This is a genomic window from Streptomyces sp. NPDC085937, assembly GCF_044540535.1.
In the GTDB taxonomy this organism is placed as follows: domain Bacteria; phylum Actinomycetota; class Actinomycetes; order Streptomycetales; family Streptomycetaceae; genus Streptomyces.
Map to the genome: position 1 here is coordinate 78535 of NZ_JBITSH010000011.1, position 14898 is coordinate 93432.

Annotated in this window: 13 protein-coding genes; 1 reads left to right on the forward strand and 12 read right to left on the reverse strand. The window is 74.0% G+C overall.

Features of this window, described 5'->3' with window-relative positions; translation table 11 throughout:
* Window positions 1-270: 270 nt before the first annotated feature.
* The 12 genes from ACIF8S_RS22850 to fmt all read right to left on the reverse strand — a co-directional run bounded on the left by ACIF8S_RS22850 (window position 271) and on the right by fmt (window position 13775).
* Complete coding sequence (locus tag ACIF8S_RS22850; RefSeq protein ID WP_400001323.1) at window positions 271-1488, reverse strand: MFS transporter; 1218 nt, start codon at window positions 1486-1488, stop codon at window positions 271-273.
* A 100-nt stretch (window positions 1489-1588) separates the two neighbouring features.
* A complete protein-coding gene (locus ACIF8S_RS22855) occupies window positions 1589-3712 on the reverse strand; it encodes a bifunctional polysaccharide deacetylase/glycosyltransferase family 2 protein (RefSeq protein ID WP_400001325.1) in 2124 nt (707 codons plus the stop codon).
* 74 nt (window positions 3713-3786) lie between these two features.
* Window positions 3787-4485: a hypothetical protein gene (locus tag ACIF8S_RS22860; protein WP_400001326.1), complete on the reverse strand. Its 699-nt coding sequence runs from the start codon at window positions 4483-4485 to the stop codon at window positions 3787-3789.
* 94 nt (window positions 4486-4579) lie between these two features.
* Window positions 4580-5032, reverse strand: a complete 453-nt coding sequence (locus ACIF8S_RS22865) for an Lrp/AsnC family transcriptional regulator (protein WP_215211369.1) — start codon at window positions 5030-5032, stop codon at window positions 4580-4582.
* 10 nt (window positions 5033-5042) lie between these two features.
* Entirely contained in the window at window positions 5043-6521 is a 1479-nt protein-coding gene (locus ACIF8S_RS22870) for an amino acid permease (RefSeq protein ID WP_400001329.1), read from the reverse strand.
* A 248-nt stretch (window positions 6522-6769) separates the two neighbouring features.
* A complete protein-coding gene (locus ACIF8S_RS22875; RefSeq protein WP_400001577.1) occupies window positions 6770-8212 on the reverse strand; it encodes a GuaB1 family IMP dehydrogenase-related protein in 1443 nt (480 codons plus the stop codon).
* A 92-nt stretch (window positions 8213-8304) separates the two neighbouring features.
* A complete protein-coding gene (locus tag ACIF8S_RS22880; protein ID WP_349792206.1) occupies window positions 8305-8673 on the reverse strand; it encodes a barstar family protein in 369 nt (122 codons plus the stop codon).
* Entirely contained in the window at window positions 8670-9071 is a 402-nt protein-coding gene (locus ACIF8S_RS22885) for a ribonuclease domain-containing protein (RefSeq protein WP_400001331.1), read from the reverse strand. Before ACIF8S_RS22885 ends, ACIF8S_RS22880 begins: the two co-directional genes overlap by 4 nt.
* Window positions 9072-9111: 40 nt before the next feature.
* Window positions 9112-10155 (reverse strand): sugar-binding transcriptional regulator, encoded by a 1044-nt coding sequence (locus tag ACIF8S_RS22890; protein ID WP_145827884.1) that lies wholly within the window; start codon window positions 10153-10155, stop codon window positions 9112-9114.
* 78 nt (window positions 10156-10233) lie between these two features.
* Window positions 10234-10920 carry a ribulose-phosphate 3-epimerase gene (rpe, locus tag ACIF8S_RS22895; protein ID WP_400001332.1) on the reverse strand — a complete coding sequence of 229 codons (687 nt, stop codon included), beginning with the start codon at window positions 10918-10920 and terminating at the stop codon, window positions 10234-10236.
* A 427-nt stretch (window positions 10921-11347) separates the two neighbouring features.
* The gene (locus ACIF8S_RS22900; protein WP_400001333.1) at window positions 11348-12775 is read right to left on the reverse strand and encodes an RsmB/NOP family class I SAM-dependent RNA methyltransferase; all 1428 of its coding nucleotides are present in this window, start codon (window positions 12773-12775) and stop codon (window positions 11348-11350) included.
* A gap of 67 nt (window positions 12776-12842) precedes the next feature.
* Window positions 12843-13775 (reverse strand): methionyl-tRNA formyltransferase, encoded by a 933-nt coding sequence (gene fmt / locus ACIF8S_RS22905; RefSeq protein WP_400001335.1) that lies wholly within the window; start codon window positions 13773-13775, stop codon window positions 12843-12845.
* Between the two features lie 294 nt (window positions 13776-14069).
* Here fmt and ACIF8S_RS22910 point away from each other — a divergent pair, with 294 nt between their 5' ends.
* Window positions 14070-14618: a hypothetical protein gene (locus ACIF8S_RS22910; RefSeq protein WP_400001337.1), complete on the forward strand. Its 549-nt coding sequence runs from the start codon at window positions 14070-14072 to the stop codon at window positions 14616-14618.
* Window positions 14619-14898: the final 280 nt, after the last annotated feature.

The window sequence follows — 14898 nt, forward strand, 5'->3', positions numbered from 1 at the left end:
GGGGGGGGGGGGGGGGGGGGCCCCCGCCGGGGGGGGGCGCGCCCGCCCGGGCTGGCCCCCGGCCCCCCCGCCCGCGCCGCCCGGCGCCCCCCCCCCCCCCCCCCGGCCCCGCACCACCCACCGCCCGTAGGCGCTACGCCCGCCCCCACCGGACCGCAACCCTGCGCCGCAGGCGTCGGACGTCACCCCCCACCGCACCGCAACCCTGCGCCGCAGGCGTAGAACCTCAACCCCCACCGCACCGCAACCCTGCGCCGCAGGCGGAGAACCTCAACCCCCACCCGACAGAACCCCACGCCGCAGGCGTCGTCGGACCTCGGCCCCCACCAGACCCGCCGCCAGCACCACATACGGCACCGCCGACACCGCGAACGCCGCACCGTGCCCGTGGCCCGACGCGATCACCGCGTACCCCGCGAACACCGTCAGCGTCACGACCTCCGTACCCAGCCCCGCCACCGACGTCAGCGTCGCCCGCCCCGTCGACTCGATCCGGTGCTGCAGGCGCGCCTCCGCCAGCACGGTCGCCGCCTGGAACGCGCCGAACGCCACCGCCACCAGCAGCAGTCCCGCCACCGTCCCGGCGACGGCGCCCACCGCCAGGGCGACGCCGCCCCCGCCCAGGAGCAGAGCGAGCCCGCCCGTGCCGAACCGCTCCCCCTCCCCCGCCAGCAGGCTTCCGGCCGTGGCCCCGCCCCAGATCACCAGCAGCACCCACGGCACGGCCACATCCGCGACCCCCGCCTCGCGCACCAGCAACGGCGTGTACTCGTCCAGCGCCCCCCACACCGCCGCCACCGCCGGCACCAGCAGCAACGCGCCCCGCACGGACCGGTCCCGTCGCGCCTCACCCAGCCCGGACCGCAGCGCCACGGCCCACCCCGGCCGCACATCCCCCGCGACCCGATGCTCGGGAAACCTCAGCGCCGAGACCGAGGTCAGCACACACACCAGCACACTCGCCGCCCCCACGGCCGCATGCCCGCCCCACGCCAGCACAGGCCCGGCCAGCCCCATCGCCGCCATCACGGCGACGAGCCCCGCCGCCCGCGCCCGCCCCAGCACGCGCGCGTACCGGTCGGAGGCCCCGCCCCGCTCCAGCTCGTCGTAGACGAGAGCCTCCAGCGCACCGGAGCACAGCGCCCCGCCGATCCCCCACAGCACGAATCCCGCCGCGAAGGCGGCGTACGACGGCACGAGGACCCACAGGGCGAACCCGGCGCCCGTCAGCAGCGGACCGACGACCAGCAACAGCCGTCGTGACACCGCGTCGGCCCACGCCCCGGACGGGACCTCCAGCACCACGGCGGTGACGGACCACAGGGCGAACAGGGACGAGATCTGCCACACGGACAGCCCGGCGTCGCTGAACAGCAGCGCGTACACCGGGTACAGCAGAACGAACTCTTCGAGGAACGAATAGCCGTACAGCGTGGTCGTCAGCCGACGTACACGCACGTCGACGGCACGCGTGGGCGTGAGAGTCATGAGGCCTTCCCGTAAGGGCGGTTCGGACACCGGACACTGAGGTCGAACGGCGCCCGAGGCGGCCCTCGGGAGGCACTACGGATGGATCAATGTCGCCAGGTCATACCCCTGAGGGTAGTCCTCCGCCCCTCGGCGGCACCACCACGTTCCCCTTCCGCTTCATCCGCTGCCACGGCAGCCGGTACCCGCTGACCGCGGTGAGACAGGCCTGCACCAGCACGAGGTACATCACCTGCCGGTACACCACCTGCTGCAACGGCAACGCCCACAACGGCCGCAGCGGCTCGCCGTCGAGACGGAAGGCGTACGCGGCGCACACGCCCTGCACGGCCAGCACCCCCAGCCAGGCCAGCGCGGTGAGCAGCGGGTTCCCGAACACCAGCCCGTACACGGTCAGCAGGTCGATCAGCGGAGCGAGCAGCGGCGTGAGGATCTGGAACACCCCCAGCAGCGGCAGCCCCACCCGCCCGAACCGCCCCGCGTGCCCCCGTTCGACGAGGGCGTGCCGGTGCTTCCACGCGGCCTGCATGGTGCCGTAGCTCCACCGGTACCGCTGGCGCCACAGCTGCCGCAGCGATCCCGGCGCCTCGGTCCAGGCGACGGCGTGCTCGGCGTAGCGGACGTCCCAGCCGGCCCGGTGCAGGGCCATGGTGATGTCGGTGTCCTCGGCGAGGGTGTCCCCGCTGAGCATGCCCGCCTCCCGCAGGGCGGTGACGCGGAAGGCCCCGACGGCGCCGGGCACGGTCGGCATGCACCGCAGCAGGTCGTACATGCGCCGGTCGAGGTTGAACCCCATGACGTACTCGATGTGCTGCCAGCGGCCGAGCATGCCGTGCCGGTTGCCGACCTTGGCGTTGCCGGCGGTGGCGCCGACGGACGGGTCGGCGAACGGCTCGACCAGCTCCCGGACGGTCGAGGGCTCGAAGACGGTGTCGGCGTCGAGCATGACGACGATTCCGTGCGAGGCGTGCAGTACACCGGTGTTCAGCGCGGCGGCCTTGCCCCGGTTGGGCGTGCGCACCACGGTCACCCCGGGCAGCCCCAGCGCCTCCGCGGCATCGGCGGTCCCGTCGTCGGAGCCGTCGTCCACGACGATGATCTCCACCGGGCAGTCGCTCGCGACCAGCGACCGCAGCGTCTTGCCGACGCACACGACTTCGTTGTACGCGGGCACGACCACGCTGACCGGCGGCCCGGTGACCGGCGGCCCGGCGACGGGCGGCACCGGCCCGGCGCGCGGACGCCGCCGCGCAAGCCGCGCATGACGGTGCGCCAGCCCCAGCATCACCACGCACCGCGCGAGCACCAGCCCCCCGACGACCAGGAGCAGCGCGCCCAGCACGGACACCGTCGTCCCCGACACGGTCACGGCGGTCACGAACACCCACCCCCGCCACCGCTCCGCGGTGTCGACACCGCCCGTGAGGCGTTCGACGCCCACCAGTTCGGCGACCGTGGAGAAGCGGTAGCCGTCCGCCTTGAGCCGCGGCACCAGCGTCTCCAGCGCCCGCACGGTCTGCGAGCGGTCGCCTCCGGAGTCGTGGAGCAGCACGATCGTGCCCCGGCCGGGCACCTCGGGGACGGCCGCGTCGGCGATGGCCCGGGCGCCGGGCCGGCTCCAGTCGCGGGTGTCCTGGTCGACGAAGGCCAGCACGTACCCCTTCTCCCCGAGGTGCCGGGCGACGGACCAGGAGGGGCCGTCCAGGGCGCCGGTGGTCGAGGAGTACGGCATCCGCACGAGCGAGCTGTGGACGCCCGCGGCCCCGGCGAGGGCGAGCTGGGTGAACGCGAGCTCCCGGTCCACCGCGTCCTCGGACTGCGTGGCCAGGTCGGGGTGGGAGAAGGTGTGCACCCCGATCTCGTGTCCCGAGCGGATCAGGTCCCGTACGAGGTCGGGGTGGCGGGCGGTCTGCCGTCCGGTGACGAAGAACGTGCCGGGCACGTCGTTGCGGTCGAGGACCTCGCGGATCCGGGGCGTCCACGCGGGGTCGGGTCCGTCGTCGAAGGTCAGCACGACCGTCCGGGCCGGGGCCCGGTAGGTGCGCGGCGGATCGTGGCCCGCGTCGACGACCGGTCCCCCGCCCGCGACCTCCGGGGGCACGCCCGCCCCGCTCCGTCCGGCCCGCTCCCCGCGGCCCTCCTGGTCCCCGGCGAAGCCTCGGGAGGTGTATCCCTCGACGGCGAGGACGGAGACGACGAAGGCCAGCAGCACCAGCGGCACCATGATGCGCAACCAGCGCCGCCGCGGCTCGGGTGTCGCGGGCGGTGGACCGGCCGGGCGGCGCGGTCGCCCCCGCATCAGGGGGTCCCGGCGGCCGGCGGGTCGTCGGGCAGGGAGGCTCCGGGGTTCTCGGACGGCGCCTCGGGCGTGGGCTGAGGCGTCCCGGGCGGTTCGGGTGGGTCGTCCGTACCGGGCCCGGACGGCTCGTCGGTGGCGGGCGGCGGGGCCTCGGAGTCACCGCCGTCGCCGGGCGCGGACGGCTCACCGTCGCCCGGTTCCTGCGGTTCCTCGGGCGCACCCGGTTCCTCGGCGTCGCCGGGCTCCTCGGCGGGCGCCGACCCGTCCGTGACCTCGACCCCGCCCGCGTCCGGCGGCTCCACCGGCACTCCGGCGACACTGCCGGGCTCGGCGCCGGGCGGCAGCAGCAGGGAGCCCGCGGGGTCCGCGCCGACGACGAGCGGGATGAGTGGCGTACCCGGCCCCACGGCGGCCCCGGCTTCCTCGGGCGGCCGGGCGTCGCCGCCCTCGGCGTCCTGGCGCTGCGGCGCCGTCGGGGAGGACTCACCGGGCAGGGGCGGCAGCAGGGCCTCCGGGGCGAACGGGGTCGCACCCATCAGGCTCAGCGCGAGCACGCCCAGATATCCGGCGGCCAGTCCTGCGGCGCCGTATCCGGCCCGCCGCAGCAGCCGGGCCCGTCGGCCGGACGCGTCGACGAAGACCGGATCCGGCCCTTCGGGCTCACCGGCCACCGCACCGGAGTCGGAGGGCTGCCGCATATGCCCCAGATTACGCCGATTCAGCGACCCTTACGCGGGGACGGCCCGCCAAGGCCGGCGGGCCGTCCGTCGTGGACGACCCCCTTGTCACGGCCTAGGTCGGCGAGCCGGACGAGAACCGCCGCAACAGCGGGGACAGCACCAGCACGGACTTGGTGCGCTCGACGAAGGGCTCGCCGGCGATGCGCTCCAGCACGCGTTCGAAGTGGCGCATGTCGGAGGCGAAGACCTGGGCGACCGCGTCCGCGTCACCGGTGACGGTGGAGGCGGCGACGACCTCCTGGTAGCGCTCCAGACCCCGCTGGATGGTCTCCGGGGAGGTGTTGCTGCGGCAGTAGATCTCGACGAACCCCTCCGTCTGCCAGCCGAGGGCCGCGGGGTCCACCCGTACGGTGAAGCCGGTGATGGCCCCGGTGGCGCGCAGCCGGTCCACGCGCCGTTTCACGGCGGGCGCGGACAGGCCGACGAGCTGGCCGATGTCCGCGTAGGAGCGGCGGGCGTCCTCGGCGAGGGCGTGCACGATGCGTTCGTCGAGATCGTTCAGCACTGCGGGTGGTTCACTTCGCTTCTGGTGCGGCGGGGACGGCGAGCCGGGAGCGGCGGTAGCCGTAGAGGAAGTAGAACACGAGGCCGACGGCCATCCAGACACCGAAGACCACCCAGGTGACGGTGGACAGGCTGCCCATCATCCACAGGCAGAGGCCGAAGCCGATGGCGGGCAGCAGCGGGGACAGCGGCACGCGGAAGGTGCGCGGCATGTCGGGGCGGCTGCGGCGCAGCACCACCACGGCCACGTTGACCAGCGCGAAGGCGAAGAGGGTGCCGATGCTGGTGGCGTCGGCGAGCTGGCCGAGCGGGACGGCGGCGGCCAGCACACCACAGAACACGGAGACGATCAGGGTGTTGGCGCGGGGCGTGCCGCTGCGCGGGCTGACCCGCGCGAACACCTTGGGCACCAGTCCGTCCCGGGACATGGCGAACAGGATGCGGGTCTGGCCGTAGAGCACGGTCAGGACGACGCTCGCGATGGCGATGACGGCGCAGAACGCCAGCAGGGTGCCCCAGAAGCTCTGGCCGGTGACCTCGCGCATGATCTGGGCGAGGGTCGCCTCGGAGTCGGTGAACTGCCGCCACGGCTTGGCGCCCACGGCGACGGCGGCGACCAGGACGTACAGCGCGGTGATGATGGCGAGCGACAGCAGGATGGCGCGGGGCAGGTCACGCTGGGCGTTCTTCGCCTCCTCACCGGCGGTGGAGGCGGCGTCGAAGCCGATGTAGGAGAAGAACAGGGTGGCTCCGGCGGCGCTGACTCCGGCCATGCCGAGCGGCATGAAGTTCTCGTAGTTGCCGGAGCGGAAGCCCTGGACGCCGATGGCGCAGAACAGCACCAGGGCGCCGATCTTCACGAGGACCATGACGGTGTTGGCGCGGGCGGACTCGCGGGCGCCGCCCAGCAGGAACGCCATGGCGAGCAGGACGACGATCAGCGCGGGCGCGTTGAACACGCCGCCGTCACCGGGCGGGGCGGAGAGCGCCGCGGGCAAGGTGACGCCGATGGTGCCGTCGAGGAGCTCGTTGAGGTACTCGCCCCAGCCCACGGCGACGGCGGCGACCGAGACGCCGTACTCCAGCATCAGGCACCAGCCGCAGACCCAGGCGATCAGTTCGCCCATCGTTGCGTACGCATACGAGTAGGAGGAACCGGAGACGGGAATCGTGCCGGCCAGTTCGGCGTACGAGAGGGCGGAGAAGAGGGCCGTCAGACCGGCGATCACGAAGGACAGCGTGACCGCCGGTCCGGCCTTGGGGACGGCCTCGCCGAGGACGACGAAGATGCCGGTGCCGAGCGTGGCACCGATGCTGATCATGGTCAGCTGCCACAGCCCGAGGGACCGCCGCAGCGTGCCGCCCTCGCCCTGGCCACCCTCGGCGACCAGGCGTTCCACGGGCTTGCGGCGCATCAGGCGCATGCCGATGCCCGATGACTGCGGGGCGGAGGGACCGCCGTCGTGCGAGGGTGCGCCCTGGTCGAGCACGCGCTGACTCCTTGATCGCTGCCGGGCTTCCGCGGCCGGGGACCGACGGCACCCCGCGACAGCCGGGACCCGTCGAGCGGGGTCCCCGCCACACACGTACAGCGCGTAACACTACGAGGTTCTTCGTTGCTGCTGAAATGCAGCAACCTTGCGCACCACCGCAAGACCATTGCGTTCCTCGAGGTGAGGCGGGTGTTCGTTGCGCCGGCCGTGTGGGCCGTTCCACACCCGCCTCTCCCGGCGCGGGGTCAGCTCCAGCTGGCGTGCAGCGGCTTGCCCTCCGCGTAACCGGCCGCGCTCTGGATGCCGACGACGGCCTTCTCGGCGAATTCCTCCAGCGAGCCGGCACCGGCGTAGGTGCAGGAGGAGCGGACGCCCGCGATGATCGAGTCGATCAGGTCCTCGACACCGGGGCGCTCCGGGTCGAGGAACATGCGGGAGGTGGAGATCCCCTCCTCGAACAGCGCCTTGCGGGCGCGGTCGTAGGCGGACTCCTCGGAGGTGCGGTTGCGTACGGCGCGGGCGGACGCCATGCCGAACGACTCCTTGTAGGGGCGGCCGTTCGCGTCGTGCTGGAGGTCGCCCGGGGACTCGTAGGTGCCGGCGAACCACGAGCCGATCATCACGTTGGACGCGCCGGCCGCGAGGGCCATGGCCACGTCGCGCGGGTGACGGACACCGCCGTCGGCCCACACGTGCTTGCCGTACTTCTTCGCCTCGGCGGCGCACTCCAGCACCGCGGAGAACTGCGGCCGGCCGACGCCGGTCATCATGCGGGTGGTGCACATGGCGCCGGGGCCCACGCCGACCTTGACGATGTCCGCGCCGGCCTCGATCAGGTCGCGCACGCCCTCGGCGGAGACGATGTTGCCGGCGACCACCGGGACCTGCGGGTCGAGTCCGCGCACCAGCCGCACGGCGTTGATCATCGACTCCTGGTGGCCGTGCGCGGTGTCGATGACGAGGGTGTCGACTCCCGCCTCGAGGAGCTGCTTGGCCTTGCCGGCGACGTCGCCGTTGATGCCGACGGCGGCGGCGACGCGCAGCTTGCCCCGCGCGTCCGTGGCGGGCGTGTACAGCGTGGCGCGCAGGGCGCCCTTGCGGGTGAGGATGCCGGCCAGCCGGCCCTCGGCGTCCACGGCGGGCGCGTAGCGGCGGTTGGCGCCGTCCAGGGTGTTGAAGGCCTCGCGCGGGTCCATCTCGGCGTCCAGCAGGATCAGGTCCTTGGACATGACCTCGTCGAGCTGGGTGAAGCGGTCCACGCCGGACAGGTCGGCGTCGGTGACCACGCCGACCGGCCGGTTCTCCGCGTCGACGACGACGCCCGCGTTGTGCGCCCGCTTGGGCAGCAGGGACAGCGCGTCGGCGACGGTCTGGTGCGGGGCCAGCACGATCGGGGTGTCCAGCACCAGGTGGCGGCCCTTCACCCAGGAGACGACCTCGGCGACGACCTCGATGGGGATGTCCTGCGGTATGACGACGAGTCCGCCGCGCCGGGCCACCGTCTCCGCCATGCGGCGTCCGGCGATGGCGGTCATGTTGGCGACGACGAGCGGGATGGTGGTGCCCGTGCCGTCCGGGGAGCTGAGGTCGACGCCCTGCCGCGAGCCGACCGCGGAGCGGCTCGGCACCATGAAGACGTCGTCGTACGTCAGGTCGTACGCGGGCTGGATGTCGTTGAGGAAACGCACGTGCTGCACATCCCAGTCGATCAGAGGTGGCCCCCGGACAGGTCAGCCAGGGGGAAGAGCACGTACTTCATTCTCCCACGGCGACCGGAACGTCAGCCCCGGTCGGATCGTCCAGCCTGGTCCGGGAGGTGCTCGGCGGATCCTCCAACGGCGAGCGCCACGGTGAGGGAGGGGGTGCGGTCCGCGGCCTCCGCGAACACCTCCTGGGCGGTCGCCCACTCCTCCGGGCGCGCCGTCGCGTACGCCCGCCAGCCGCGGACGACGAGCAGCAGCCCGCGTTCCACCGCGCCCTCGGGCCAGACGGTGTGGTCGGCGAGGGAGTCCACCAGGGCGTCCCAGTTGCGGCCGAACCACTCGGGGAGCGCCAGCGCGCGGGCGCAGCGGTCCATCAGGCCCGCCTTGTCGGTCACCCCGTCGAGGTCGACGGGGACCACGAGCCGGCCGGTGAGGTCCTGGGTCATCTCAGTACCGCCCTGAACGATGCGTAGTGGTCGTCGGTGTAGTACGTCTCACCGTTCCTGCCGGTGACGATGCGCCGGGCGCCCCGGCCGTCCGTTCCCGGCGTCGGCACCGTGTACTCGTGGTAGTAGCCCCGGTCGTGCTGCGGCAGCAGCCCCTCGAAGTTGCCGAACACGACGCCGTCCCGCTCGTGGGGGAAGGGGCCGCCCTCGTCGATGAGCTCCAGGGTGCGGCGGGCCTCGGCGGGCAGGTCGGAGGCCTGCACGGTGGGCAGTTCCCCGGCCCACGCCGGCACCCCGCCGTCGTCGCCCTCGGTGGAGCAGCCCGCCGGCAGGGCCGCCAGCAGGGAGAGCAGCAGGCAGGCCACGAGACGCGGGAGGAGGGCGCGTCGCAGCATCATGCGGCCGATGCTGCCAGCCCCCTCCCGGTCCCACCCGCCGTCAGGGGCCGTCCGGGTCCGCGCGGTTCAGGGAGGACCGCGGGGCGGGTCCCGCGGTCATCAGGTAGTCGGCGGCGGAGGTGTCGGTCACCAGGCTGGTGACGAGGCCGGAGCGCAGCACCGCGTCGATCGCCGGTCCCTTGCGCTGTCCGCCGGCGATCGCGACGACCTCGGGCACCTTGCGCAGCTGGTCGGTCTTGACCGTGATGCACCGCTCGCCGAGGTCGCGGCCGACGCGGCGGCCCTCGGCGTCGAAGAGGTGGGCGGACATCTCGGCGGCGACGCCGAGGGAGGCGTAGTGCGCCCGCTCCTCGTCGCTGAGCATGTCGTGCACGGTGGAGATGCCCGGCTCCCAGGAGCCGATGGACACACAGGCGACGGTGACCTTGTCGAAGTACTCGAAGGCCCGCGCGATGCCCGTCTGGTGGCGCAGCGCCTCGGCGGTGGCGGCGTCGGGCAGGAGCATCGGCGCGTAGATGGGGTGGGCGTCGCCGCCGGACACCTGGGCGGCGCGGCGCACGGCCTCCACCGAGCCACGCTCGGCGGTGCCCGCGTCGTACACGCCGGTCAGCTGGACGACCGTGCAGGGCGGCAGCCGGTCGAGGGCCGCCGCCATGTGGATGGTGGAGCGGCCCCAGGCCAGGCCCAGCACGTCGCCTTCGTTGACCAGCTCGCCGAGCAGGTCGGCGGCCACCTCTCCCAGGTTCTCCGGGTCGGGGGTCTCCTCGGCCTCGGCCGGGGACTCGACCACGACGGCGTGCCGCAGGCCGTAGCGGGCGCGGAGCGCGTCCGAGCGCTCGGCGTCCAGTTCGGCGGGCACGCGGATCTCGATGCGTACCAGATCACGCTCGAGGGCGGTCTCCAGGACCCGGGCCACCTTGAAGCGGCTGACGCCGAACTCCTCGGCGATCTGGATCTTGGACTTGCCCTCGAGGTAGAAGCGGCGGGCCATGGCCGCCGCCTGCACCAGCTCAGCGGGTCCCATCCGCATGGCTGACCGGCCCGCCGACATACCCGACACGGCGCTCTCCTCACTGCTGTTCACACTCTGGACTCGCCGTTCATCCTCGCAGATCCGGCGCTGTCGATCAGCCCTGCTGACCGCCGTTCACGTACATGACGCTCAGTGGTCGTGCAACCACGACGCCTTCGACGTCGCCGCCTCCGCCTGTTCGCGCAGGGCACGGACCGCCTCGGCCGGGTCCGACGCCCCGTACACCGCGGAGCCCGCGACGAAGACGTCCGCGCCGGCGTCGGCGCACCGCTCGATGGTCGAGGCCGAGACACCGCCGTCGACCTGCAGCCACAGCTGCAGACCGTGCTTGCTGATCAGTTCACGGGTGCGACGGATCTTCGGCAGCATGATGTCGAGGAACGCCTGCCCGCCGAAGCCCGGCTCGACCGTCATGATCAGCAGCATGTCCAGCTCGGGCAGCAGGTCCTCGTACGGCTCGATCGGCGTGGCGGGCCGCAGGGCCATGGACGCGCGGGCGCCCTTGGCGCGGATCTCCCGGGCGAGCCGGACCGGCGCGGTGGCGGCCTCGACGTGGAAGGTGACGGAAGAGGCCCCCGCCTCCACGAACTGCGGCGCCCAGCGGTCGGGCGCCTCGATCATCAGATGGCAGTCCAGCGGCGTGTCCGTCGCGCGGGCGAGCGATTCCACGACCGGCACGCCGAGGGTCAGGTTGGGGACGAAGTGATTGTCCATCACGTCGACGTGGAGCCAGTCGGCTCCCTCCACGGCTTTCGCCTCGTCAGCGAGCCGGGCGAAGTCGGCGGACAGGATGCTGGGGCTGATCTGCGGGGCCATGCCCCCAGCGTATGCGCTGCGCCGCGCGGCGGTACCAACGGTCCGGGGACTGGTCAACGGGGGGCGGCGACACGGAGATCCGCACCGCCGCGGCGGGTCGCCCGGCCCCGCTTGGGCGCCACCCATGGGGTGGCGCGCCCAACGGGCAGGTGATCAGCCCTCGCCCCCACCCGCTGCCCCGGGCGTCCCGCCGCCCGTCCGCTGTCGGCGCGGACGGCCGCCCCGGTCGTCGGCCGGGGGATGCCGGATGTCGCGCCCCGCCGTCCGGGGCCACCACCGGCTCCGCCGCGGGCAGGACACGTGCGCGGCGGGAGGACCGCTGCTCATGACGTGCTGCCGCGGCGAGGACCCGCGGCCGGGCTCGGTGCGCCACGGTGTGGGCGGCTCCCGCCGGGAGGGGGAGGGGAGGGCGTCCGCGTCCTCCGGGTCAGGCCGTGCGGCGCAGCAGCGCCAGGTACATCGCGTCGGTGCCATGGAGGTGGGGCCAGAGCTGGATGTCCGGGCCCTCGCCGAGGTACGGGACGTCCGGGAGGAGCGGGCGGGCGTCGATCAGTTCGGCGTCCGGGAACTGCTTGAGCAGGTCCGCCACCACGGCCCGCGTCTCCGCGAGGTGCGGCGAGCAGGTCGCGTAGCCGACGACACCGCCGACCCGTACGGACTCCAGCGCGGTGCGCAGCAGTCCGCGCTGCAGGGGCGCGAAGCCGTCGAGGTCCTCGGGGCGGCGCCGCCACCGCGCCTCGGGCCGGCGCCGCAGCGCGCCCAGACCGGTGCACGGCACGTCGACCAGCACCCGGTCGAAGCTGCCGGGCCGCCACGGCGGCCGGGTCCCGTCGGCGGCGACCACCTGGTACGGCCCGGGGTTGCCGGCCAGCGCCTTGGCGACCAGGCCCGCCCGGTGCGGCTGCTTCTCGGAGGCGAGCAGCATGGCACCGCGCTCGGCGGCGATCGCGCCGAGCAGCGCCGCCTTGCCCCCGGGACCCGCGCACGCGTCCAGCCACCGGCGGTCCGGCCCCTCGACGGGCGCCGCCGCGAGCGCGAGAGCGACCAGCTGGCTGCCCTCGTCCTGCACGCCGGCCCGCCCCTCGGCGACCGCCGGGACCGCGCCGGGCTCCCCGCCCTCGGTGAGCCGCACCGCGTACGGGGACCAGCGGCCGGGGACGGCGGCCTCCTCGGCGAGCAACTCGTCGGCGGTGGCCCTCCCGGGACGGGCGACCAGCGTCACCTCGGGCCGTTCGTTGTCGGCGCGCAGCAGCTCCTCGACGCCGGCGCGTCCGCCGCCGAGGGAGTCCCACAGCGCGGAGACCACCCAGCGGGGGTGCGAGTGCACGACCGCGAGGTGGTCCTCGGGGTCCTCGTCGTAGGGCGGCGCGACCCGCTCCAGCCAGCCGTCCAGGTCGTCCTGGGCGATCTTGCGCAGCACGGCGTTGACGAACTTGGCGCGCCCGTCGCCGAGCACCACCCGGGCCAGTTCCACGGTGGCGGACACGGCGGCGTGCGTCGGGATCCGCGTGCCGAGGAGCTGGTGGGCGCCGAGGCTCAGCACGTCGAGCACCGGCGGGTCCACCTCGCGCAGCGGGCGGTCGACGCAGGCCGCGATGACGGCGTCGTAGGTGCCCTGGCGGCGGAGGGTGCCGTACACCAGCTCGGTGGCGAGCGCCGCGTCCCGCGCGTCGAACTTCTCGGGTCCCTCGCTCTCGCGCGCCTTGCGCAGCAGCGGGGGCAGGACGAGGTTGGCGTACGCGTCACGCTCGTCCACGGCCCGCAGCGCCTCGAAGGCGAGGATGCGGACGGGGTCCTTCTTGGGGCGGCGGTAGGGCTTGGCGGGCCTGCGGGGCCGACGGGGCTGGTCGCTCACGTAAAAGGTGCTCCGGATGTGGGGTGAAGTGCGCGCTCCAGCCTACGTCGTGGAGCAGCCGGGGGCGTCAGTCGCCGAGGGTCTCCCCGGCCGCGATCCGCACCCCGCGCGCCCAGTCGGCGGCGCGCATCGGCTTCTTGCCCTGGGCCTGCACCCACAGCAGCTCCACGGCGTACGAACCGGTCCCGACGTACACGTTGTTCTTCCCCGCGTGCAGCTGCCCGGGGGCGAGGTCGGTCCGGTCCGGTACCGGCACGGCCTGGACGATCTTCAGCCGCTCGCCGCGGAAGGTGGTCCAGGCGCCGGGCGCGGGCGTGCAGCCACGGACGACCCGGTCGACGCGCAGCGCCGGGGTTCCCCAGTCCACACGGGCGTCCTCGACGTTGACCTTGGGGGCCAGGCTGACGCCGTCGGCGGGCTGCGGCACGGCCTTCAGGGTGCCGTCCTCGATGCCGTCCATGGTCGCGGCGAGCAGCCCGGAGCCCGCGAAGGCGAGCCGGGTGAGAAGGTCGCCGCTGGTGTCGGTGGGTCGGATCTCCTCGGTGACGGTGCCGTAGACCGGCCCCGAGTCCAGGCCCTCCTCGATCAGGAAGGTGCTGGCGCCGGTGATCTCGTCGCCCGCCATGATCGCGTGCTGCACAGGGGCGGCTCCGCGCCAGGCGGGCAGCAGGGAGAAGTGCAGGTTGACCCAGCCGTGGGCGGGGATGTCGAGGGCGACCCGCGGCAGCAGGGCGCCGTAGGCGACGACGGGGCAGCAGTCCGGTGCGATCTCGGTGAGCCGCTCCAGGAACTCGGGGTCGCGGGGCTTCGCGGGCTTCAGCACCTCGATCCCGGCCTCCTCCGCGCGCTCGGCGACGGGCGAGGCGACGAGCCTGCGGCCACGGCCGGCGGGCGCGTCGGGCCGCGTCACGACGGCGGCGACCTCGTGCCGCCCGGAGGCGAGAAGAGCGTCCAGTGCGGGAACGGCGACCTCGGGGGTACCGGCGAAGACGAGCTTCATGGGGTGCTGAGGGCCTCTCGGGCGGGAACGTTCGGGCGACGCACCAGTCTATGGGGCGGCCCTCCCCCGCGGACGCGGGGACGACATGCCGCGCCCGGCACGCCGCCCCTGCGGTGCAGGAACGTTTCGAGCTGGGGGCCTCACCGTACGAGGTGGCCCTCGCAGGGGCGTACGCATATGCCGCCGCGCCCCTGGCCCGTGACCCGTGGACCGAATCGGCGTTGGTCAAGAAAGAGTTGACCACGGGCCCCGACAGGGTCCATCCCTTTCAACGCCGGTTCGAGAGGCTTGTTCATGGCCGACCACGCAACCCACGACGCCCAGGCTCGGGCCAGCCTGCACTTGCTGGTGCGGGACATCGAGCGGGTCCGCCGGCAGGTGGACGCACTGCGCACGCTCACCGCCCAGCTCGGCAACGTCTACCGCCCGCGCCGCTCCGGCCCCTCCACGGGCTTCGTCGTCTACGGACGCGCCCCCGCCCCGACCGTCCGTCTCGCCCAGGAGCTGCGGGACAGCGTCGAGACCCTGGTCACGGCCGCCGTGGACTTCGACCGTTCCCTCGGCTTCTCGTGGGACGCGGTGGGCTCCGCCCTCGGGGTCACCAAGCAGGCGGTGCACCGCCGGTACGGCGCCCGCCGGGCGACCGCGCAGGCGGCGGCCCCCGCCGAGGGCGAGCGGACCCCGGAGGCGTCCACCACCCGCACGGTCAACGTGGGCACGGGTGTCACCACCGTCCCCACGGTGCCCGCGGCCCGCTCCATGCCGACCCAGCCGACGGCGGGCAGCCCGTCCCTCCGCGACGACCCGCGCCCCACGGCCTTCCCGACCCCCCGCAACGGCTGACGCCTCAGCCGTCCGTACCGCCCTCCCGGTTCGCCGTCCCGGGAGGGCCCCTCCCTCCGGCCCCGAGGGTTCGCCCCGGGCCGCATGACGCGGAACGCCGCGCGACCGTCGACCGGCACCCGCCGGTCGACGGCCCTCAACCGGATGTCCGGCGGACCTCAGCCGAGATCCGGGCCTCTCAGCCGTAGTCCGGGCGCTCTCGGCCGATGTCCGGGGGCTCACCCGAAGTCCCGGGCTCTCAGCCCGAGTGCGGGGGCTCTCAGCCGAAGTCCGGGGGCTC

What these genes read in the sequence shown, in the direction of transcription:
- ACIF8S_RS22850 (WP_400001323.1), bottom strand. Translation starts at nt 1,488, where the DNA reads ATGACTCTCACGCCCACGCGTGCCGTCGACGTGCGTGTACGTCGGCTG.
- ACIF8S_RS22855 (WP_400001325.1), bottom strand. Translation starts at nt 3,712, where the DNA reads ATGGTGCCGCTGGTGCTGCTGGCCTTCGTCGTCTCCGTCCTCGCCGTC.
- ACIF8S_RS22860 (WP_400001326.1), bottom strand. Translation starts at nt 4,485, where the DNA reads ATGCGGCAGCCCTCCGACTCCGGTGCGGTGGCCGGTGAGCCCGAAGGG.
- ACIF8S_RS22880 (WP_349792206.1), bottom strand. Translation starts at nt 8,673, where the DNA reads ATGACCCAGGACCTCACCGGCCGGCTCGTGGTCCCCGTCGACCTCGAC.
- ACIF8S_RS22885 (WP_400001331.1), bottom strand. Translation starts at nt 9,071, where the DNA reads ATGATGCTGCGACGCGCCCTCCTCCCGCGTCTCGTGGCCTGCCTGCTG.
- rpe (WP_400001332.1), bottom strand. Translation starts at nt 10,920, where the DNA reads ATGGCCCCGCAGATCAGCCCCAGCATCCTGTCCGCCGACTTCGCCCGG.
- fmt (WP_400001335.1), bottom strand. Translation starts at nt 13,775, where the DNA reads ATGAAGCTCGTCTTCGCCGGTACCCCCGAGGTCGCCGTTCCCGCACTG.
- ACIF8S_RS22910 (WP_400001337.1), top strand. Translation starts at nt 14,070, where the DNA reads ATGGCCGACCACGCAACCCACGACGCCCAGGCTCGGGCCAGCCTGCAC.